We start from the raw sequence: 1,160 nt of genomic DNA, 5'->3' as shown, positions 1-1,160 counted from the left end.
GCTTTCCAGCGCATGGTCCAGCGCCGGCGGCCGGTGCCGGTCGGGTCGAGGCTCATCAAGGCCATGTAGACGCACTTGAGCGCGGCCTGCTCGTTCGGGAAGTGTCCGCGGGCGCGGACGGCCTTGCGGATGCGGGCGTTGACGCTCTCGATCGCGTTCGTGGAGCAGATGACCTTGCGGATCTCCACGTCGAAGGCCAGGAACGGCACGAACTCGGACCAGGCGTTCTCCCACAGCTTCACGATCGCCGGATACTTGCGGCCCCACGCCTCAGCGAACTCGAGGAACCGCTCGGTCGCGGCATCCTCCGTGGGTGCGGTGTAGACAGGCTTGAGCGCCTTGGCGATCTTGTCCCAGTCCTGCCGGGCCGCGTACCGGAACGAGTTGCGCAGCAGGTGCACCACACACGTCTGCACGATCGTGCGCGGCCAGACCGTCTCCACCGCCTCCGGCAGGCCCTTGAGCCCGTCACACACGAGCATGAGCACATCGGCGACGCCGCGATTCTTCAACTCGGTCAGCACGTGCAGCCAGTGCTTGGCGCCTTCGCCGCCGTCACCGGCCCAGATGCCGAGGATGTCGCGGTGGCCGTCGACGGTGACGGCGAGGGCGAGGTAGATCGGCCGGTTCGCGACCTGACCATCCCTGATCTTGACGTTGATGGCATCGATAAACACGACCGGATAAACCGGGTCGAGGGGCCGGTTCTGCCACTCAGCCATCCCGTCCATCACCTTGTCGGTGATGGTGGAGATGGTCTGCTTCGACACCTCCGCGCCGTATACCTCGGCCAAATGGGCGGCGATCTCACCGTGCGTCAGCCCCTTGGCCGACAACGACAGAACCATGTCGTCAACCCCGGTCAGGCGCCGCTGTCGCTTCCGCACGATCTGCGGCTCGAACGTCCCGGCGGCGTCGCGTGGGACCCGGACCTCGACCGGTCCGACATCGGTGAGCACGGTCTTGGTCCGGCTGCCGTTGCGGGTGTTCCCGCTACCTCGACCTGCCGGGTCGTGCTTGTCGTAGCCGACGTGGTCGGTGATCTCACCGTCCAACGCCGACTCCAGGACCCGCTTCGTGAGCTGCTGCAGCAGCCCGCCCTCGCCGGTCAGCTTCAGCCCGTCACCACGAGCGCGATCGACCAGCATCGCGATCAACTG

At 66.6% G+C, this 1,160-nt stretch carries 1 protein-coding gene; it reads right to left on the bottom strand.

All coding sequences use genetic code 11. The features are described 5' to 3' along the window. Positions 1–1,148: IS256 family transposase (locus ACZ6O2_RS36560; protein ID WP_466026228.1), on the bottom strand; the 1,148-nt coding region annotated here is incomplete at its 3' end. Positions 1,149–1,160 lie beyond the last annotated feature (12 nt).

Source organism: Micromonospora sp. NPDC048040, from assembly GCF_055587185.1.
The sequence above is the reverse complement of the archived record's forward strand: the minus strand, read 5'-3'. Positions and strand labels throughout refer to the sequence as shown.